General features: G+C 60.0%; 17 protein-coding genes. 12 read left to right on the top strand and 5 right to left on the bottom strand.

Annotated features, from left to right (window positions below; all coding sequences use genetic code 11):
* Nucleotides 1–13 precede the first annotated feature (13 nt).
* On the top strand, nt 14–2,296 hold the full coding sequence (locus tag H043_RS0126880) for a bifunctional diguanylate cyclase/phosphodiesterase (protein WP_027614386.1): 2,283 nt from the start codon (nt 14–16) through the stop codon (nt 2,294–2,296).
* On the opposite strand, the gene H043_RS30125 is transcribed toward H043_RS0126880, so the two are convergent.
* Nucleotides 2,187–3,083 (bottom strand): NAD(P)-dependent oxidoreductase, encoded by an 897-nt coding sequence (locus H043_RS30125; protein ID WP_027614385.1) that lies wholly within the window; start codon nt 3,081–3,083, stop codon nt 2,187–2,189. The two genes, H043_RS0126880 and H043_RS30125, sit on opposite strands and share 110 nt — an antisense overlap.
* Before the next feature lie 195 nt (nt 3,084–3,278).
* Here H043_RS30125 and H043_RS0126870 point away from each other — a divergent pair, with 195 nt between their 5' ends.
* Entirely contained in the window at nt 3,279–5,477 is a 2,199-nt protein-coding gene (locus H043_RS0126870) for a hypothetical protein (RefSeq protein ID WP_027614384.1), read from the top strand.
* Nucleotides 5,478–5,770: 293 nt separating this feature from the next.
* Here the strand turns inward: H043_RS0126870 and H043_RS0126865 are convergent, their stop codons facing one another.
* The gene (locus H043_RS0126865; RefSeq protein ID WP_027614383.1) at nt 5,771–6,076 is read right to left on the bottom strand and encodes a DUF2288 domain-containing protein; all 306 of its coding nucleotides are present in this window, start codon (nt 6,074–6,076) and stop codon (nt 5,771–5,773) included.
* A 351-nt stretch (nt 6,077–6,427) separates the two neighbouring features.
* On the opposite strand from H043_RS0126865, the gene H043_RS0126860 reads away from it, so the two are divergent.
* The 5 genes from H043_RS0126860 to H043_RS0126840 all read left to right on the top strand — a co-directional run bounded on the left by H043_RS0126860 (nt 6,428) and on the right by H043_RS0126840 (nt 11,428).
* Nucleotides 6,428–7,555 carry a branched-chain amino acid ABC transporter substrate-binding protein gene (locus H043_RS0126860; protein ID WP_027614382.1) on the top strand — a complete coding sequence of 376 codons (1,128 nt, stop codon included), beginning with the start codon at nt 6,428–6,430 and terminating at the stop codon, nt 7,553–7,555.
* Nucleotides 7,556–7,785: 230 nt separating this feature from the next.
* Complete coding sequence (gene livH, locus H043_RS0126855; protein ID WP_027614381.1) at nt 7,786–8,709, top strand: high-affinity branched-chain amino acid ABC transporter permease LivH; 924 nt, start codon at nt 7,786–7,788, stop codon at nt 8,707–8,709.
* Nucleotides 8,706–9,962 (top strand): high-affinity branched-chain amino acid ABC transporter permease LivM, encoded by a 1,257-nt coding sequence (locus tag H043_RS0126850; protein ID WP_007969481.1) that lies wholly within the window; start codon nt 8,706–8,708, stop codon nt 9,960–9,962. Before livH ends, H043_RS0126850 begins: the two co-directional genes overlap by 4 nt.
* Nucleotides 9,959–10,726 (top strand): high-affinity branched-chain amino acid ABC transporter ATP-binding protein LivG, encoded by a 768-nt coding sequence (gene livG / locus H043_RS0126845; protein ID WP_007969480.1) that lies wholly within the window; start codon nt 9,959–9,961, stop codon nt 10,724–10,726. Before H043_RS0126850 ends, livG begins: the two co-directional genes overlap by 4 nt.
* Entirely contained in the window at nt 10,727–11,428 is a 702-nt protein-coding gene (locus H043_RS0126840) for an ABC transporter ATP-binding protein (RefSeq protein ID WP_003222380.1), read from the top strand.
* Nucleotides 11,429–11,612: 184 nt separating this feature from the next.
* On the opposite strand, the gene H043_RS0126835 is transcribed toward H043_RS0126840, so the two are convergent.
* Nucleotides 11,613–12,851, bottom strand: a complete 1,239-nt coding sequence (locus H043_RS0126835; RefSeq protein ID WP_027614380.1) for a DUF2599 domain-containing protein — start codon at nt 12,849–12,851, stop codon at nt 11,613–11,615.
* 30 nt (nt 12,852–12,881) lie between these two features.
* The gene (locus tag H043_RS0126830) at nt 12,882–14,255 is read right to left on the bottom strand and encodes a DUF2599 domain-containing protein (RefSeq protein WP_027614379.1); all 1,374 of its coding nucleotides are present in this window, start codon (nt 14,253–14,255) and stop codon (nt 12,882–12,884) included.
* Nucleotides 14,256–14,558: 303 nt separating this feature from the next.
* On the opposite strand from H043_RS0126830, the gene H043_RS0126825 reads away from it, so the two are divergent.
* Genes H043_RS0126825 through H043_RS0126810 form a run of 4 tightly spaced genes read left to right on the top strand, consistent with a single transcriptional unit; the run spans nt 14,559 to nt 17,008 of the window.
* Nucleotides 14,559–14,867 (top strand): DUF2282 domain-containing protein, encoded by a 309-nt coding sequence (locus H043_RS0126825; RefSeq protein WP_027614378.1) that lies wholly within the window; start codon nt 14,559–14,561, stop codon nt 14,865–14,867.
* A gap of 25 nt (nt 14,868–14,892) precedes the next feature.
* Nucleotides 14,893–15,780, top strand: a complete 888-nt coding sequence (locus tag H043_RS0126820) for a DUF692 domain-containing protein (protein WP_027614377.1) — start codon at nt 14,893–14,895, stop codon at nt 15,778–15,780.
* Nucleotides 15,777–16,535, top strand: coding sequence for a DUF2063 domain-containing protein (locus tag H043_RS0126815; RefSeq protein WP_027614376.1), 759 nt, complete (start codon nt 15,777–15,779; stop codon nt 16,533–16,535). The genes H043_RS0126820 and H043_RS0126815 overlap by 4 nt, the downstream gene beginning before the upstream one ends.
* Nucleotides 16,532–17,008 (top strand): DoxX family protein, encoded by a 477-nt coding sequence (locus H043_RS0126810; RefSeq protein ID WP_027614375.1) that lies wholly within the window; start codon nt 16,532–16,534, stop codon nt 17,006–17,008. The genes H043_RS0126815 and H043_RS0126810 overlap by 4 nt, the downstream gene beginning before the upstream one ends.
* 110 nt (nt 17,009–17,118) lie before the next feature.
* On the opposite strand, the gene H043_RS0126805 is transcribed toward H043_RS0126810, so the two are convergent.
* The gene (locus H043_RS0126805; protein WP_027614374.1) at nt 17,119–18,033 is read right to left on the bottom strand and encodes a LysR family transcriptional regulator; all 915 of its coding nucleotides are present in this window, start codon (nt 18,031–18,033) and stop codon (nt 17,119–17,121) included.
* A gap of 104 nt (nt 18,034–18,137) precedes the next feature.
* Here H043_RS0126805 and H043_RS0126800 point away from each other — a divergent pair, with 104 nt between their 5' ends.
* The gene (locus H043_RS0126800) at nt 18,138–18,737 is read left to right on the top strand and encodes a short chain dehydrogenase (protein WP_027614373.1); all 600 of its coding nucleotides are present in this window, start codon (nt 18,138–18,140) and stop codon (nt 18,735–18,737) included.
* Nucleotides 18,738–18,757: the final 20 nt, after the last annotated feature.

The following is an 18,757-nucleotide window of genomic DNA, read 5'->3' as shown; positions in this document are numbered from 1 at the left end:
AGACGGGGATGCTATGGAGTGGCTTGGTTTGCAGTTTGTTACCGAGCTGCCGCAGAGCGGGCAGGTCATTCTCGATTGCACACACAATCCCTTGCTGGTGCTGGTGGCCTATCTGGTCGCCTGCGCCGCGAGTTTTGCCACCCTCGACATGGCCGAGCGGGTTGGCCACGCCGAAGATCCGGGTTCGCAGCGGGTCTGGCGCTGGATCGGCGCCACCTGCCTGGCTGGCGGCATTTGGGCCATGCACTTCATCGCCATGCTGGCATTCCAGGCGCCGCTGGAAATCCATTACGAACTGGCCACCACTCTGTTTTCCCTGGTGATCGCCCTGCTCGCCTCATGGCTGGCGATGCACACCCTGAGCGTGCCTCAACCCTCGCTGATGCAATACCTGAAAACCGCCATCGTTATTGGCCTGGGCATCGCCGGCATGCATTACGTCGGCATGGCGGCGATGCACTCGGTGGCCACTGCGTATTACCAGCCGCTGCTGTTCTGCCTGTCGATCGTGATTGCCATCGGCGCCAGCTTCGCCGCGCTGTGGGTCGCCGGTTATCTGCGTGAAGGCAGCGGCCGTTTTCATCAGTTGCTCAAATACACCGCCGCAGTGATCCTCGGCGCCGGCATCATCAGCATGCACTTCACCGGCATGGCCGCGTTGCATCTGGTGGTGCCCGAGGGCGCAGCACCGACCCTGAGCGGCGAAACCAATTACCTGCAACTGGGCCTGACCGTCGCATTGATCATCCTGCTGATTCTCGGCAGCGCGATCAGCGCGGCACTCGCCGACAAGAAACTGCAAAGCAAGGAACACGATCTGCGCCGGGTCAACGCCCTGCTCGGCCAGCTCGATCAGGCGCGGATGTCATTGCAGCAAGTGGCCAATTACGACGCGCTGACCAACCTGATCAACCGCCGCGGTTTCAACCAGCTTTTCGCCGAGAAACTCAACCAGAAAACCAGCGAAGGCGGCATGCTCGCGGTGATGTTTCTCGACGTCGACCACTTCAAGCGAATCAACGACAGCCTCGGCCATGACGCCGGCGACGCCCTGCTCAAAGTCATCGCCAATCACATCAAAGGCTCGGTGCGCAGCCATGAAGACGTGGTCGCCCGCTTCGGCGGTGACGAGTTCTGCATCCTGATCAGCCTGCGTGAACGTGAGGAAGCGCGCAACATGGCGCAACGGATCATGCTGAAAATGAAGGAGCCGATCGAACTGGCCGGCCGCCGTATGGTGATGACCACCAGCATCGGCATCAGCCTGTTCCCCGACGACGGCACCACCTGCGAAGAACTGCTCAAGCACGCGGATCTGGCGCTGTATCAATCCAAGGGCGCCGGGCGTAACGGCCTGCATTTTTTCAGTGCCAACATGAAGACCCGCGCCAGCCTCGAACTGCAACTGGAAGAAGAACTGCGCCAGGCCCTGCGCGAAGAAAACGGGCTGACGCTGTATTACCAACCGATCTTCGAACTGAAAACCGGTCGAGTGACCAAACTCGAAGCGCTGATCCGCTGGCAGCATCCGGTGCATGGCTTGCTGGCCCCGGATCGCTTCATCGCGATCGCCGAAACCAATGGCCTGATCGCCGAACTGGATAACTGGGTGTTGCGCCGGGCCTGCACTGACCTTGGCGAACTGACGCGGCATGGCTGCAACGACCTGAAAATCGCCTGGAACTGCTCGCCGCTCAACCTTGCCCGGGAAGAGCTGGCCGATGAGATCGAAAGCGCACTGCGCAGCGCTGGCGTTGCGCCGGAACGGCTGGAACTGGAAGTCACCGAAAACGCGCTGATGGGCAACATCGCCAACACCCTGGTGCTGCTGCGGCAGATTCGCGCCCTCGGGGTGTCGCTGTCGATCGACGACTTCGGCACTGGCTATTCATCGCTGGCCTACCTCAAGCGCCTGCCGCTCAATACGCTGAAAATCGACCGCTCGTTCATCCTCGACATTCCCACGGCGACCGCCGACATGGAGATCGTCCAGGCGATCATCGTCATGGCCCACACCCTGCATTTGCAGGTGGTGACCGAAGGCGTGGAGAGCCTGGAACAGTACGAATTCCTCGAGCGCTCAGGCTGCGATTTCATTCAGGGCTACCTGCTCAGCCGCCCGGTGCCGCTGGACGAGTTACGCCCGGTGCTGGAAGAAATCAATCAGCGCAAACACTCGCACGCGGTCAATCCGTTGAGTCTGGCGCGCGGTACATTTGTACCAGTGTCGCTGGATCCTTCTGCAAAAAGCCCTGCGCCCCATGCAGGCGCATCAATTGTGCGGCCAATCCGCTGATCGGCGTGGCCGAGCCTTGTTCGCGGGAGAATTTCACTGCGGTATCGAGGTCCTTGAGCAGCGTGCGCACGTGCCATTTCACCGGTTCGAAACGGCTCTCGGCCATTTGCGGGGCGAGGATCTGCAACGGTTTCGAATCGGCAAAACCACCGGCCAGCGCTTCGGCAATCAGGCTCGCATCGACTCCGGCCTGTTCGGCCAGCGCCACTACTTCGGCGATCACCAGCGCATTGCAGGCGACGATCATCTGGTTGCAGGCCTTGGTCACTTGCCCGGCGCCGATGCCACCCATGTGCGTGACCCGTTGACCAAGGCTGAGCAGCACCGGGCGCACCCGCTCCAGATCCGCCACCGCGCCGCCGACCATGATCGCCAGACTGCCGGCCTCGGCACCCACCACGCCGCCGGACACCGGTGAGTCGAGCCAGCTCATCCCGGTCTTGTCAGCCAACTCGGTGGCCATTTCGCGGGTAGCAGTCGGTTCGAGGCTGGAAAAGTCCACCAGCAACTGGCCGCTTTTCGCACATTCGGCGACACCCCCGGCGCCAAACACCACCTCGCGCACCACCGCCGTGTCGGCCAGACAGAGCATCACCACGTCCGCGTGTTCGCACAGTTCAGCGGGGCTTGCCACCTGCCGGGCGCCGGCCTCGACCAGTGGCGCGCACTTGGCCGGGTTGCGATTCCACACGGTCAACGGGTAGCCGGCAGCCAGCAAACGGCGGCACATCGGCAGGCCCATCAGGCCGATTCCGGCAAAACCCAACGAAGGGAGCGTTGACATCATTTCGCCTCTTTTTGATTAAAGATCACTGAATAATGGCCGATTCATGAGCGATCAGGAAAGGATTCCCCCGTGCGACGATCAGGCCAAGCCCCTGACGCCCGGGCCAAATTCGCGCAATAAAAGACGCGAGATCTTATTCCGTGAGGCTCGCTGACACTGGTCAGCGGACCAACCAGTCCAGGTATATGGCGCACAATGACTTCTAAAAACAATCCCGCCACTGCGGTATCCGATCTGACCCTGAGCCCTGCCGCAAATAGCCCGTCATCATCGAAGCCATTGCCTCCCTCGCGCCCGCTGGGCACTCAGCAATATCTGTACTACACCGAAACCAACACCGACCGCATCCTCGACAACCTCGATGGCCTGCGTGATCTGGTGTTCCCGCGTCCACCGCACCTGGAAGGCGACAACGAACAGCACAACGATCAGGAATTTCCCTCGGTGTGCCTGATCGGCCTCGGTCGCTGCGGCTCGAACATCGCCCTCGATGTCGCGGAGCTGGTGTACAACGCGCGCAAGTTCTACCTCAACGAATTCAACAATGAAGACCGCGCGGCGGATCGGCGTCTGGCCGACAAGGGCTACAGCCCGGCGCAGTGGATCAAAAACAACCTGCGGATCGGCACCAACAAGTCGAGCAAACCGGTGTTCCTCGTCGAACCGCTGGTGATGCTCGGCGACCTCGACAAGGACATCGCCGGGCGCATCCGCTTCTCGCGCAAGGGCGAGAAAAGCGGCTTCCTGCGCGATTACAGCAAAATGAAGATCATGGACTTGTCCGAAGTCCACGCCGGTGGCGCCGGTAACGCGCCAATCCTCGGCCAGTATCTGGCGAAGATCATCCTCAACAAGGACACCCAGCGCTTCTCCAGCCCTGACTGGAAAATGATCCACTCGTACCTGATCGACAGCTGCGGCATCAAGGCCAACCAGTCGCGCCTGTACTTCTCGATCTTCAGTGCCGGCGGCGGTACCGGTTCGGGCATGGCCTCGGAATTCGGTCTGGCCCAGCAGCACTCGTACATGAACAAGACGTTCGACACCAAGCCGATGGACGAGCACGACGGCAAGAGCGGGCATTCGTTCGTGTTCGAGCCGATCTTCACCAGCGGCATCTGCGTGCTGCCGAACATTTCCGATCACCGCAGTGAAATGTCCGAGGCGCTGCACATCAACGCCGGCCGCCTGCTGTGCAAATACCTGTCGGAAGAATGGGATTTCTCCTACAACTTCGCCAATGAAGACAGCAGCGAAGCCAGCGTCATGGGCCGTATCCGCCCATGGAACGCGATGATGCTGATCTCCAACGACATCATGCGTTACGCCGAAGAGAGCGATGACGGCAACATCCAGAACATTGATGTCAATGCGATGGAGAAGCACGCCAACCAGTACATCTCGCAGCAGATCTTCAACATTCTGACGGCGCAGGCGGTGACCACCGACTACGACCAGAACTACTTCCGCCGCGCCGGCATCGACATCGGCGAAACCATTCGCCTGGATGCCAACGACCTGTTCATGAGTCTGGCCGGCCCGGTGGCGATTGCCTACGCCGAATCGGTGGTGCCGGAAACCCCGCCGCCGAGCAGCGACAAGTTCAAGGTCTTCGACAAAGAGCCGCAGCGTCTGAACATCGATGACCTGTTCTTCCGTTCGATCGACCTGCCGCACTTCAATAAAGTCACCCAGGCCATCGAAGGCATCAGCCTGCTGCCGATCGAATCCAAGCGCTATCGCGCCTCGCTCGAGCAGTACAAGAATTCCGGCTACGACGCCGCGGCGCTGCACGACCTGCACTTCTTCAAGAACTGCTCGTCGGTGGTCTCGATCGTCTCGTTGCCCAAAGACTACAAACTGTCGTACATGGACCTGAACCGGTTGAAGACCCACCTCAACAGCCTGTTCCCCAACACCACGCTCAAGCGTTATGCGCTGGTGATCGGCGCTTCGGCCAACCTGTCGCTGACCACCCTGATCGCCAAGAGCCCGTGCCTGTCGGACGACTTCCTGACGTTGATCGTGGCGTTCATCAAGCGCTGCTTCGCCAAGACGCCGTACCGTTTTGACGAGACTTTGGACAACTCGATCCTCGACTTCATCATTAATGAAGAGTTCGACGAAGACCGCATCGACGATCTGCTCAACGAGTTCGAGAACCCGGCGAAGATCCTCGACACCAACTGGTACGCGATCAAGCCGATGTACGAGAAGAAGTACCGCGAGCTGATCAACGACAAGGACAAGTTCGTCTCGATCAACGACATTCGCCTGTCGCGCGATTGCGTGAAGAAGTCGATCAAGTACCTGCGCGAGATCTACCGTCACCGGATCGGCAAGACCAAGGTTATTTCCCTGAATAACCATACGGGCAAGACTTACTCGGTCTGATCCAGACCGAGTTGCCCTATTCGCGAGCAGGCTCGCTCCCACAGGGAAATGCATTCCAAATGTGGGAGCGAGCCTGCTCGCGAAGAGGCCGCTCCAAACACCGCAAAACCTTGATTGCCAATATCCAGAAACAATTAAGCAGCCCTTCGGCTGCTCAATAAACTGTTCCCGTTACGTTTACGTCACCGTGAGGCCACCCACGCTTGTGGCCTTTCTCTACGGCAACGTGCCATCACGCTACTCGGCTACACACTTTTCGCTGCTGGCCAGGCGCACTACAAAGGTGCATAAGCTCAGACGGCCGCCCTTTCCTGGATCAGAATCCATGGACTCACCACCACCGCCCATAGCTGCGGATCACGCTCGAAAATATCCAGCGCCCGCGTTTCAGAGAGCTTGGCGACCTTGTCCTCGGCCAGCCAGGCGGCGACTTTCTCGCCATCATCCGATGCCACGGCCTCGGCGGCGGCGATCAAATCCAGGGCTGGGTCGACCCACAATAGGGCACCCTTGGCGAAGAACGGCTCCAGCTCTTTCCAGGTAATAGATGCGGTTTCACCAAGCAGCTTGGCATAGAGGGTGCTAGGTTCTTGATTCATGGGACTGTCCGGAAAAGAAATCGACGCGAATGATAACGTCGGTGGTCCGGCAGAAAAACCCGGTTGCAAATGGCTTCACCGAACGAAAAGAGCAGGAACGCCAAGGAATGCTGGTGTTTGGGATATATGCCCGCGAAAGCCCCGCCGCAATTCTGTCTTTTTCATTCAAAAATGCGACACCCCCAAGTTTTGCCCCTCGGCGCCTGCTTCCCAGGCCAACAACCGGCGCTCTACACTGTACCGGTACAGTTGCCGGGGGCATTTCCGGAGGGTATCGCAAAGATATCTGACCCGGTTCTGCTGCTGCGGCGCCAGAACTCAAAAAAATTACAACAGTAAGAGTGGAGCACTATGACTAAGGCTACTAAGCAGATTTCCAAACTGTTTGCCGCTATGGTTCTGGCCGGGGTTGCCAGCCATTCGTTCGCCGCTGACACCATCAAGATCGGTATCGCCGGCCCTAAAACCGGTCCTGTAGCCCAATACGGCGACATGCAGTTCAGTGGCGCGAAAATGGCCATCGAACAGATCAACGCCAAGGGCGGCGTCGACGGCAAGAAACTCGAAGCCGTTGAATACGATGACGCGTGCGATCCGAAACAAGCGGTAGCGGTCGCGAACAAGGTCGTCAACGACGGCGTCAAGTTCGTGGTCGGTCACCTGTGCTCCAGCTCCACCCAGCCTGCTTCGGACATCTACGAAGACGAAGGCGTCGTGATGATCACCCCGGCTGCCACCAGCCCGGACATCACCGCCCGTGGTTACAAAATGGTCTTCCGCACCATCGGTCTGGACAGCGCCCAGGGCCCTGCCGCCGGTAACTACATCGCCGACCACGTGAAGCCGAAAATCGTCGCCGTACTGCACGACAAGCAGCAATACGGTGAAGGCATCGCTACCGCAGTCAAAGCGACCCTGGAGAAGAAAGGCGTGAAAGTCGCCGTGTTCGAAGGCGTCAACGCCGGCGACAAGGACTTCTCCTCGATGATCGCCAAGCTCAAGCAAGCCAACGTCGACTTCGTCTACTACGGCGGCTACCACCCGGAGCTGGGTCTGATCCTGCGTCAATCTCAGGAAAAGGGCCTGAAAGCCAAGTTCATGGGTCCGGAAGGCGTGGGTAACGACTCCATTTCGCAGATCGCCAAAGACGCCTCCGAAGGCCTGCTGGTGACCCTGCCGAAATCCTTCGACCAGGATCCGGCCAACGTTGCCCTGGCAGATGCCTTCAAGGCGAAGAAAGAAGACCCGAGCGGCCCGTTCGTGTTCCCTTCCTACTCGGCGGTTGAAGTGATTGCCGAAGGCATCAAGGCAGCCAAATCCGAAGACGCGGCCAAAGTGGCCGAAGCCATCCACGCCGGCACCTTCAAGACCCCTACCGGCGACCTGAGCTTCGACGCCAAGGGCGACCTGAAGGACTTCAAATTTGTGGTTTACGAGTGGCACTTCGGCAAACCGAAAACTGAAGTTTCGCCTCAGTAAGGCGCGCCCTGACTGACTGCCAATAAAGCCCACGGCGTGCCGTGGGCTTTGTTTTACGAATGTATGGGCCGCGCTGGCGTGATCCGCCAGTCTCCCCACCTGAAAATCTCAAAACCGTCATCAGCGGTTCGCTGGCAAAACCCGGATTCGAAGTGGATAAAGATCCACGGGGCCGGGCGGGAAAATGACTCCACCAGTGAAATGCGTATCAGGTTTTTAGGAGCGTTGTAATGCCTGACATCTATCACTTCTTCCAACAGCTGGTTAATGGCCTGACCATTGGCAGCACGTATGCCCTGATCGCCATCGGCTATACGATGGTTTACGGCATCATTGGAATGATCAACTTCGCCCACGGCGAGGTGTACATGATCGGTTCCTACGTGGCGTTCATCGCCATCGCCGGGCTGGCCATGATGGGAATCGACAACGTCCCGCTGTTGATGACCGCCGCGTTCATCGCGAGCATCGTCGTCACCAGTTCCTATGGTTACAGCATCGAACGGATCGCCTACCGCCCCCTGCGCGGCAGCAACCGTCTGATTCCGCTGATTTCCGCGATCGGTATGTCGATCTTCCTGCAGAACACGGTTCTGCTCGCGCAAGACTCCAAGGACAAATCCATCCCCAACCTGATCCCCGGCAACTTCTCCATCGGGCCAGGTGGTGCACATGAAGTGCTGATTTCCTACATGCAAATCGTGGTGTTCGTGGTGACCCTGGTCGCCATGCTCGGCCTGACGCTGTTCATCTCCCGCTCTCGCCTGGGTCGCGCCTGCCGCGCCTGCGCCGAAGACATCAAGATGGCCAACCTGCTGGGCATCAACACCAACAACATCATCGCCCTGACCTTCGTCATCGGTGCTGCGCTGGCAGCCGTCGCCGCAGTGCTGCTGAGCATGCAGTACGGCGTGATCAACCCCAACGCCGGTTTCCTCGTCGGCCTCAAGGCCTTCACCGCTGCGGTACTCGGCGGGATCGGCAGCATCCCCGGCGCCATGCTCGGCGGGCTGGTGCTTGGGGTGGCGGAAGCCTTTGGCGCCGATATCTTCGGCGACCAGTACAAGGACGTCGTGGCTTTCGGCTTGTTGGTTCTGGTGCTGTTGTTCCGTCCGACCGGCATTCTGGGCCGTCCGGAGGTTGAGAAAGTATGACTAGGAATCTTAAACAGGCACTGTTCAGTGCCTTGCTGGTGTGGGCCGTGGCCTACCCGGTACTCGGTCTGAAACTGACCATCGTCGGCATCAACCTCGAAGTGCACGGCACCAGCCCGGCCATTCTGGCGACCATCGCCGTGTGCTCGGTGCTGATGTTCCTGCGCGTGCTGTTCAACCAGCAGATCAGCAAGGCGTGGAAATCCTCGCCGGGCCTGCCGTTGATCCCGGCCAAGGCCAGCAACTTCCTGACCCTGCCGACCACGCAACGCTACATCATCATTGCGCTGATCCTCGGTGCACTGGTGTGGCCGTTCTTCGGCTCCCGTGGTGCGGTGGACATCGCCACGCTGATCCTGATCTACGTGATGCTCGGCCTCGGTCTGAACATCGTCGTCGGTCTAGCCGGTCTGCTTGACCTGGGTTACGTCGGCTTCTACGCCGTCGGCGCCTACAGTTACGCGCTGCTGTCGCACTACTACGGCCTGAGCTTCTGGATCTGCCTGCCGATTGCCGGCCTGATGGCGGCGACGTTCGGCTTCCTGCTGGGCTTCCCGGTGTTGCGTCTGCGCGGTGACTATCTGGCGATCGTGACCCTCGGTTTCGGCGAAATCATTCGTCTGTTCCTGCGTAACCTGACCGACATCACCGGTGGCCCGAACGGCATCAGCAACATCGAGAAACCGACGTTCTTCGGCCTGACCTTCGAACGTAAAGCGGCGGAAGGCATGCAAACCTTCCACGAATATTTCGGCCTCGAATACAACTCGATCAACAAGGTGATCTTCCTCTACCTGGTGGCCCTGTTGCTGGCGCTGGCAGCGCTGTTCATCATCAACCGCCTGCTGCGCATGCCGATCGGCCGTGCGTGGGAAGCGCTGCGTGAAGATGAAATCGCCTGCCGTGCACTGGGTCTGAATCCGACGATCATCAAGCTGTCGGCGTTCACCCTGGGTGCGAGCTTCGCCGGTTTCGCCGGTAGCTTCTTCGCTGCCCGTCAGGGTCTGGTGACGCCGGAATCGTTCACCTTCATCGAGTCGGCGATCATCCTCGCCATCGTCGTGCTGGGTGGCATGGGCTCGCAGCTGGGCGTGATTCTCGCGGCCGTGGTGATGATCCTGTTGCCGGAAATGATGCGTGAGTTCAGCGAATACCGGATGTTGATGTTCGGTGCGCTGATGGTGTTGATGATGATCTGGCGTCCACAAGGTCTGCTGCCGATGCAACGCCCACACATGGAGTTGCGAAAATGAGCCGCGAGATCCTTAAAGTCGAAAACCTGAGCATGCGCTTCGGCGGCTTGCTGGCGGTCAATGGCGTGGCCCTGACCGTCAAGGAAAAACAAGTGGTGGCGCTGATCGGGCCGAACGGCGCGGGCAAGACCACCGTGTTCAACTGCCTGACCGGTTTCTACCAGCCATCGGGCGGCAGCATCCTGCTGGACGGCGAGCCGATCCAGGGCCTGCCGGGGCACAAGATCGCCCTCAAGGGCGTGGTGCGCACCTTCCAGAACGTGCGGTTGTTCAAGGACATGACGGCGGTCGAGAACCTGTTGATCGCCCAGCACCGTCACCTGAACACCAACTTCCTGTCCGGCCTGTTCAAGACCCCGGCGTTCCGCAAGAGCGAACGCGAGGCCATGGAATACGCCGAATACTGGCTGGAAAAGGTCAACCTGAAAGAGTTCGCCAACCGTACCGCCGGCACCCTGGCCTACGGTCAGCAACGACGTCTGGAAATCGCCCGCTGCATGATGACCCGTCCGCGGATCCTCATGCTCGACGAACCGGCCGCCGGTCTGAACCCGAAGGAAACCGAAGACCTCAAGGCGCTGATCAGCGTGCTGCGTGAAGAGCACAACGTCACCGTGCTGCTGATCGAACACGACATGAAACTGGTCATGAGCATTTCCGACCACATCGTCGTGATCAACCAGGGCACACCTCTGGCTGACGGTACGCCGGAACAGATCCGCGACAATCCTGAAGTGATCAAAGCCTACCTGGGGGAAGCGTAAATGCTGCAGTTCGAAAACGTTTCCACCTTCTACGGCAAGATCCAGGCCCTGCATAGCGTCAACGTCGAAGTCCGCCAGGGCGAGATCGTGACCCTGATCGGTGCCAACGGTGCCGGCAAGTCCACGCTGCTGATGACGCTCTGCGGTTCGCCGCAGGCGCACAGCGGCAGCATCCGCTACATGGGTGAGGAACTGGTCGGCCAGGACTCGTCGCAGATCATGCGCAAGAGCATCGCCGTGGTGCCGGAAGGTCGTCGGGTGTTCGCCCGACTGACCGTCGAAGAGAACCTGTCCATGGGCGGCTTCTTCACCGACAAGGGCGACTATCAGGAGCAGATGGACAAGGTCCTCGGCCTGTTCCCGCGCCTGAAAGAACGCTTCAACCAGCGCGGCGGTACCATGTCCGGCGGCGAACAGCAGATGCTCGCCATCGGCCGGGCGCTGATGAGCAAGCCGAAACTGCTGCTGCTCGACGAGCCGTCGCTGGGCCTGGCACCGATCATCATCCAGCAGATCTTCGACATCATCGAACAGCTGCGCAAGGACGGTGTAACGGTGTTCCTGGTCGAGCAGAACGCCAACCAGGCGCTGAAAATCGCTGACCGTGCGTACGTTCTGGAGAACGGTCGCGTGGTCATGCAAGGCACCGGTGAAGCGCTGCTGACCGACCCGAAAGTGCGCGAGGCGTACCTCGGCGGTTGATCCTTTTCGCTGAACAGAAAAACGGCCTTCGGGCCGTTTTTTTTGTGCCTGGCAGATAGATTGAATCCAACACAGATCCCCTGTGGGAGCGGGCTTGCTCGCGAAAGCGCTGTGTCATCCGACATCAATGGTGTCTGACACTACGCCTTCGCGAGCAAGCCCGCTCCCACACAATCAAAAGCCGTCAGTAGGGGTTGCAGTACTGCGCCACCGCCTTCGCCTGATCGACATAAGGCCGTGCCGGCTCAAGGTTCCACTCAGGCTTGTTCCTCACAGGCTTGCCGTCGTAGACCGCCGCCAGATGGCAAACCATCTGCCGCCGCAATGACCCGCCATTGACGCTGTACTCACGCCATTGCGCATCGTCCTTGTGCTTGTTGTACAGCTCGGCAAACATCCGGTCGGTCTGGTCGTCCTTGATCGCCCGACCACACGCAGTCGGTACTACCGAGAGCGACCAGGTCTTCGGCCCCAGTTTCGGATCGGGACGTTGTACCCAGGTGCTGGACTCGATGTACTTGTCGCAGAATTTCGGTTCTGTCGGCGTCGAGGTCTGGATGCACGAGAAAGAGGCCTTGGCCACCGGCGTTCTCGGGAAGTCGATCTTGATGATGTTGCGATCCTTGCCGGTCTTGGCCTTGTAATCCTTTTGATTGGCCAAGGCATCATTCAAGCCGCGCTGATCGCTGTAGAAAAACGCCAGAATCGGCAGTTCATCGGTTTTCGGATTGCCCAGGCGCAGCTCCGTCTGAGTCTGAAACTCGCGACTGTTGATGACTTTGCGCGCGCCCATGAAGTTACGAAAGGCGTCGACCCGCTCCTTGCTGCTCATCGGATTGCGCATGTTGAAACCGCACTGCAACTGGTCCTGCTGGCGATTGTTGTTGTACTGGGTGAAGTGCGCCACCCAGGCATTCGGACTCGTGATAGGTGGCTTCATGGCCTGGCAGACTGCCTCGGTCGGGGCGGTGTTCTTGTTGTCGCCACAGCCACGATCGTTGCGAAAGTCGGTCCAGGCATCGTTGGGAAACGCGCAATAGACATGCACCGGCGTCTCGGGGTCTTTCACCAGATCCCGTGGCGTAATCAGGTAGCCGTTCTGCGTGCTCATGCCAGGGTCTTCATAACTGATGCCGTCGGCGCGCATGAACGAGGCGGCAAACGTGCCCAGCTCCACGGCTTTCGGGCTGGGGTTCCAGACGTCCCACTTTTGCCCCTTGGCCGGATCGGCCCGGTGCGTGCCGCGCACCAGCAGCCCCGAGCAGTCCGAGGCGGGGTCCTGACCGCAACTGTCGACGGTATTGTTGTAGAGTTTTTCAACCTTCCTCAGCGTTTCGTCGCATGACTCGGCATTGGCCCATGCCGCATGCACCAACAGCGGCAACACGAGCAACGGGGCGATCCTGTTCAGACGTTTCTTCATGGCTTGCATCTCCTTGATTAGCCAACACACTCAACGCGGGACCGGGTTGCAACCCGCGGCGCGAGTCTCGCTGTCCGACAACGCTGGCCTGAACGGTTCCAGATTCCATGGCGTCTTGTTGCGGTAATTGACCAGCACGCAGCGCAGTTGCTGACGCATGCTGCCAGCGGACTTTTCGTTGTCGCGCCAGTTGCTGTCCGGCCCCTTGAGGGCGAACAACTGATCGTACAGAGCGCCGACCTGCTCACCGGGCAAGGCGCGTCCCGCCGCGGTGGGCACGATGCTCAGGCTCCATTCATCCTCGCGGGTGCCGGGGTCGTAACGTTTGATCCAGTCGGCGGAGGCGATGTATTGCGGCACCGGGGCCCCACCCACCACCATTTCGGCGATCGCCTGATCGGCAGCGACATAGCTGAAACGCTGTTCGGCTGGCTTGGTGAAGTCCAGACGCAGGATCGGCACGCTGTAGCCCTGGGCCTGGAGTTTTTTCTGGAAATTGCGCGCGCTGTTCAGACCGTTCTCCGGTTTCGGCGGCGCCTGATCACCGCGGGTGGCGAAATTCTGCGTGCTGTTGACGTTGTAGATGAAGGCATCGATGTACTTCATGTTTTCGCTGCCATCGTTGCTCGCGGTGGCGTTCTTCAACATGAATTCGTTGACCTGGGCACTGAAGGCAAAGGGGTCCTTGTTGGTGGTGTTCGGGCGCGACTCGTGCACGCGGATCATCGCGTGCCAGTCGCTGGGTTTTTCCGCGTTCCACGAACATTGGCTGTACTGGATCGGCCCCTTCATCAGCCCGGTGTATTTCTGCGTCCACTGCTCGGCGGTGGTGACACCGGCCTCGGCACAGGTGCCGTATGCCAGCGCGGCATTGCGATTGTTCAGCGTGACTTGCGCCGCGCGCGGCGGTTCGCGGCTGTCGAAGAAACCGCAGCCATACCATTTGCGCTCCGGCCCGGTGCCGCCATCAAACGCATAGATGCAGGTGAAACCCTGCTCTTTGACCGGCAGCTTCAACGCCGCCGCATCGGTGGGTGTGCGCAGGATGAAACCGGCCGGATGAATCAGAATCCGCGTGCTCAGATCCTTGCGAATCCACGAATAGGAAGTGGCGCCGATCTTGATCGCATAGGGGCTGTAATCCCACGGATTGAACGGCCCGTCATTGACCATGCGCAAGGTCACGCCGCTGCAGTAATACAGCCCGCGCGCAGCACCGGTATCGGGTTCCTGGCAGCTGTTCTTGAGGGTGTTGTAATTACTGTTGATGCGTTTGAGCGTGTCCAGCGGATCAACCTGCGTCTGGGCGCAAACCGTGCCAAACAGCAAGGGCAGCGTGCAGGCGAGCGCAAAAGATGAAGTCCTGCGCAATAGCGCAGCGCGGGCTGAGCGATCCTTCGTCATGAGATACCGTCCTGGTAAATCGGCCTGTCAGAGTTGGCCGTTGAAATGACTATAGAACAGGCGAGAGTGAACACAATCCAGTGTGGGAGCGGGCTTGCTCGCGAAGGCGTAGTGTCAGACGCCATTGATGTTTGATGACACACCGCCTTCGCGAGCAAGCCCGCTCCCACAGTGGATTGCCGTGTTCGAAGATTTTTCTGAAAAATTTGCACTGCGCTGTAACGCATCGCCATGAGCGTTCTCTAGTGGGGTAAGCAAGCGCACTTCGCTTGTAAAACCCAAGCTCAAATCTGGAGAAACATCATGACTGCTACCACTCGCACCCTGTCCGCCGCTGCACTGGTTCTGGCTCTTGGTTCCGCCCTGAGCATGACCGCCGTTTCCAGCGCCAATGCCGCCGACAACAGCAACATGGAAAAATGCTTCGGCGTGGCCATGAAGGGTCACAACGATTGCGCCGCGGGCGCGGGCACTACCTGTGCCGGCACAGCGAAGATGGACTACCAGGCCAACTCGTGGAAGTTCGTGCCGAAAGGCACCTGCACCACCACCGAGAGCAAGACCTCGCCGACCGGTTTCGGTCAGATGGAAGCCTATAAAGCCAAGTCCTGATCCACAGCCTGCCCGAGTGACGCCCATGTTCACCACCAACGAACCTGTCCCACCGCGCACTCGGGCAGCCATCTGCGGGCTCCCGCCCCGTGCGGGGCTGGGGCTCAAGACCGGGCACTTGCGTGAAGTGCTCGGCGCCCGACCGGACCTCGGTTTCTTCGAAGTCCACGCCGAAAACTACATGGTCGACGGCGGTCCGTTTCATCATTTTCTCGGGTTGATCCGCGAGCAGTATCCGCTGTCGCTGCACGGCGTCGGGCTGTCGATCGGGGCCGAAGGGTCGCTGGATACTCAACACCTGCAACGCCTGAAAACTCTGATCGAACGCTATCAACCGCAAGCCTTTTCCGAACACCTGGCCTGGTCAAGCCACGGCCCGGTGTTCCTCAATGACCTGCTGCCGCTGGCGTATGACACGCCGACGCTGAACCGCGTCTGCGCGCATATCGACCAGGTGCAGAACAGCCTCAAGCGCCCGATGCTGCTGGAAAATCCAGCGACCTATCTCGGCTTCGAACGCTCAACCATCGATGAGCCGGCGTTCATCGCCGAGGTGATCCGTCGCAGCGGCTGCGGTTTGCTGCTCGACGTCAACAACGTCTACGTCTCGTGCATCAATCATCAACGCGATCCACTGACCTACCTCGACGCGCTGCCGTTGCACGCGGTTGGCGAGATTCATCTGGCCGGGTTCGCCGAAGACGCCGACAGCCTCGGCGACCGCTTGCTGATCGATGATCACGGCGCGCCGATTGATGACGCGGTCTGGGCGCTATACCGACAGGCGCTCGAACGCGTTGGCCCGGTGGCAACGTTGATCGAGCGGGACAATCAGGTCCCGGCGTTCAATGTGCTGCTGGGCGAGGCGCAGCAGGCCGAAGCGTTGTTGCTGCACGCTGGGAGTCGGCCATGAGCACTCAAGCCGACTTCAGCGCCGCCCTGCTCGACACCCGCCTGCCCTGCCCCGCTGGCCTGTGCAGCGCCAACGGTGCTGATCCTGCCAGCCGATTCTCGGTGTATCGCAATAACGTGCAAGGTTCGTTGATCAACGCGCTGGCCGACAGTTATCCGGTGGTGCAGCAGTTGGTCGGCGAGGAATTCTTCCGTGGCATGGCCGGCATATTCATCCAGCAGCAGCCGCCGCACAGTCCGTTGATGAGCCGTTACGGCGACGGTCTGGCGGACTTCATTGACGCATTCGAACCGGCGGCCGAGGTGCCGTATCTGGCCGATGTCGCACGGCTCGAACGCTTGCGCACCCGCGCTTATCACGCCGCCGATGCCGCGACGGTCAGTGCGCAACAGATCAGCGCTGCACTGGCCGATCCGCAAACACTCGCCGAACTGGACATCACCCTGCATCCCTCGCTGCACCTGCTCGATTCGGCTTACGCGGTGGTTTCGATCTGGGCGGCGCATCAAGGAGAAGCGACGCAGGCAGGCATCGACATCCATCAAGGGCAACACGCACTGGTGCTGCGCAACACTCTGGAGGTCGAGGTGTTTGCCCTCGATCACGGCGCCAGCGTATTCATCCGCCATCTGCTGCATCACCGACCGCTGCTGCAAGCCGCGCAAGACAGTCCACCTTTCGATCTGCCGCAGACGCTCGCCCTGCTGATCGGCCACAACGCCATCACCGACCTGAACACCAAGGTATCGCCATGAACAACCTCATCACTCGCGCCATCGGACTCATGGAAAAAATCCCCCACAGCCTGATCGCCTTCATCGCGCGGTTCTCGATTGCCGCGGTGTTCTGGAAGTCCGGGCAGACCAAGGTCGAGGGGCTGGCCATCGACTTGATCGACGGCACCTTGCAACTCGGCTGGCCACATTTGGCGGACTCGACGATTCCGTTGTTCCAGAGCGAATACCACGTACCGCTGCTGTCACCGGAAATCGCCGCGCACATGGCGGCGTTTGCCGAACACTTCTTTCCGGTGCTGATATTGATCGGCTTCGCCACGAGGTTTTCGGCGCTGGCGCTACTGGGCATGACGCTGGTCATCGAGGTATTTGTCTACCCCGATGCCTACCCGACCCATGGCACCTGGGCGGCAGTGTTGCTGTACCTGATGGCGACCGGGCCGGGGAAATTGTCGATCGATCACATGATCGCTCACCACTTCGTAAAATAAAAAATCCATGTGGGAGCGAGCCTGCTCGCGAATGCGGTTTCACAGTCACTCCATGTGTTGACTGAACCAACGCATTCGCGAGCAGGCTCGCTCCCACAGAGGAATTGGAGTTAGCGCTGAAGCCGATCCAGCGCCTCGCCGCTGCGTTTGAACCAGCCAATCAGATAATCCGCCAGCACTTGCGTGCGTTTGGGCAAGCCGCCCTGGTAGGGGTGCACCAGATACATCGGCATCCGGCGCGTCTGAAAATCGCGCAGCAGCCAGCGCAACCGGCCATCAGCCAACTCCGTTTGCAGCAGGTACGACGGCAACCGAGCGATACCGGCGCCGGCCAGTGCGGCTTTCTTCAGCAGGTTGTAATGGTTGCTGGCGAACGGCCCCGACACCCGCACCCGCAGCAATTCGTGCTGTTGGTGATACAGCCATTCCTCGCGGCCACTGTAGTGGCTGTTGAGCAGGCAACGGTGTTCGGCCAGCTCCTGCGGGGTCAGCGGTTCGCCGAACTGTTCTAGATAGGCCGGGCTGGCGCAGGTCATTTCCTGCCAAGCCAGCAGCGGCTTGGCCACCAGCCGCTCGTCATTGGCCACCTCGGAGCGAATCGCCAGATCGAAGCCATCCCGGGACAGGTCGCGATAGTGGTTGTTCAGCTCCAGCTCGATCAGCACCTCGGGGTATTTCTGCGAGAACTCCAGCAGCAAGCCGTCGAAAAACGTTTCCCCCAGCGACACCGGCACCGTCATCCGCACCGGGCCGGCCATGTCGTCCTTCAAGCGCGCCAATGCCTGACGCGCGCGTTCCACCTGAACGACCAGCGCCTGCGCCTGGGGCAACAGCGCGGCGCCGGCGGCAGTCAGGCTCAGACGGCGCGTCGTGCGTTGCAGCAACACCACGGAAAACTGTGCTTCCAGCTGACTGATGCGTTTGGACAACTGGCCCTTGCTGCAACCCAGTTGCTGCGCCGCCAGGGTAAAGCTGCCGGCCTCGATCAACACCGCAAACGCCGCCAGATCATCCATTTCACTCATGGATTGTTTCCATTTGAAAACCAAAGGTTGCCTATTAGTGCGCTTATCCGCAGAAAAAACCACTCTAGACTGAAACCTCGTTCAACCCATTGAGGAACAGTCCCATGAAGATTCTGTTGATCGGTGCCGCCGGCACCATCGGTTCGGCCGTGGAGAAAGAGCTGAGCCAGCGTCACGAAGTGATTCGCATCGGTCGCAGCAGCGGCGACTTCCAGGTGGACATCAGCGACAGCGCCTCGATTCGCAAACTGTTCGAGCAGACCGGCAAGTTCGACGCGCTGATCTGCGCCGCCGGCAACGTGACCTTTGCTCCGCTCGGCGAGATGAACGCTGACAGCTTCGCCCTGGGCCTGAAAGACAAGCTGATGGGCCAGGTCAACCTGCTGCTGATCGGCCGCGAATACGCCAACGACGGTGCCTCGTTCACCTTCACCACCGGCGTGCTCAGCCACGACCCGATCCGCACCGGCGCCTCGGCGGCACTGGTCAACGGCGCTCTGGACAGCTTCGTCAAAGCCGCCGCCATCGAATTGCCGCGAGGCCTGCGTATCAACTCGATCAGCCCGACCGTGCTGCTGGAAGCCATGGGCAGCTATGCCCCGTACTTCCGTGGCTACAAGCCGGTTCCGGCAGCCGATGTGGCGTTGGCCTACGCGAAAAGTGTCGAAGGCCTGCAAACCGGTCAGACCTTTCACGTGGGCTAAACCCTTGTGATCAACGGTCA

The organism is Pseudomonas sp. URIL14HWK12:I6 (assembly GCF_000514195.1).
GTDB lineage: Bacteria > Pseudomonadota > Gammaproteobacteria > Pseudomonadales > Pseudomonadaceae > Aquipseudomonas > Aquipseudomonas putida_A.
This window is presented reverse-complemented; position numbering and strand designations above follow the sequence as displayed.

Bases quoted from the DNA above. Each gene is read 5' to 3' on its own strand.
- H043_RS0126825 (WP_027614378.1), top strand. From the start codon at position 14,559: ATGACTGCTACCACTCGCACCCTGTCCGCCGCTGCACTGGTTCTGGCT.
- H043_RS30125 (WP_027614385.1), bottom strand. From the start codon at position 3,083: ATGATGTCAACGCTCCCTTCGTTGGGTTTTGCCGGAATCGGCCTGATG.
- H043_RS0126850 (WP_007969481.1), top strand. From the start codon at position 8,706: ATGACTAGGAATCTTAAACAGGCACTGTTCAGTGCCTTGCTGGTGTGG.
- livG (WP_007969480.1), top strand. From the start codon at position 9,959: ATGAGCCGCGAGATCCTTAAAGTCGAAAACCTGAGCATGCGCTTCGGC.
- H043_RS0126820 (WP_027614377.1), top strand. From the start codon at position 14,893: ATGTTCACCACCAACGAACCTGTCCCACCGCGCACTCGGGCAGCCATC.
- H043_RS0126840 (WP_003222380.1), top strand. From the start codon at position 10,727: ATGCTGCAGTTCGAAAACGTTTCCACCTTCTACGGCAAGATCCAGGCC.
- H043_RS0126870 (WP_027614384.1), top strand. From the start codon at position 3,279: ATGACTTCTAAAAACAATCCCGCCACTGCGGTATCCGATCTGACCCTG.
- H043_RS0126865 (WP_027614383.1), bottom strand. From the start codon at position 6,076: ATGAATCAAGAACCTAGCACCCTCTATGCCAAGCTGCTTGGTGAAACC.
- H043_RS0126805 (WP_027614374.1), bottom strand. From the start codon at position 18,033: ATGAGTGAAATGGATGATCTGGCGGCGTTTGCGGTGTTGATCGAGGCC.
- H043_RS0126800 (WP_027614373.1), top strand. From the start codon at position 18,138: ATGAAGATTCTGTTGATCGGTGCCGCCGGCACCATCGGTTCGGCCGTG.
- H043_RS0126860 (WP_027614382.1), top strand. From the start codon at position 6,428: ATGACTAAGGCTACTAAGCAGATTTCCAAACTGTTTGCCGCTATGGTT.
- H043_RS0126815 (WP_027614376.1), top strand. From the start codon at position 15,777: ATGAGCACTCAAGCCGACTTCAGCGCCGCCCTGCTCGACACCCGCCTG.
- H043_RS0126880 (WP_027614386.1), top strand. From the start codon at position 14: ATGGAGTGGCTTGGTTTGCAGTTTGTTACCGAGCTGCCGCAGAGCGGG.
- H043_RS0126810 (WP_027614375.1), top strand. From the start codon at position 16,532: ATGAACAACCTCATCACTCGCGCCATCGGACTCATGGAAAAAATCCCC.
- livH (WP_027614381.1), top strand. From the start codon at position 7,786: ATGCCTGACATCTATCACTTCTTCCAACAGCTGGTTAATGGCCTGACC.
- H043_RS0126835 (WP_027614380.1), bottom strand. From the start codon at position 12,851: ATGAAGAAACGTCTGAACAGGATCGCCCCGTTGCTCGTGTTGCCGCTG.
- H043_RS0126830 (WP_027614379.1), bottom strand. From the start codon at position 14,255: ATGACGAAGGATCGCTCAGCCCGCGCTGCGCTATTGCGCAGGACTTCA.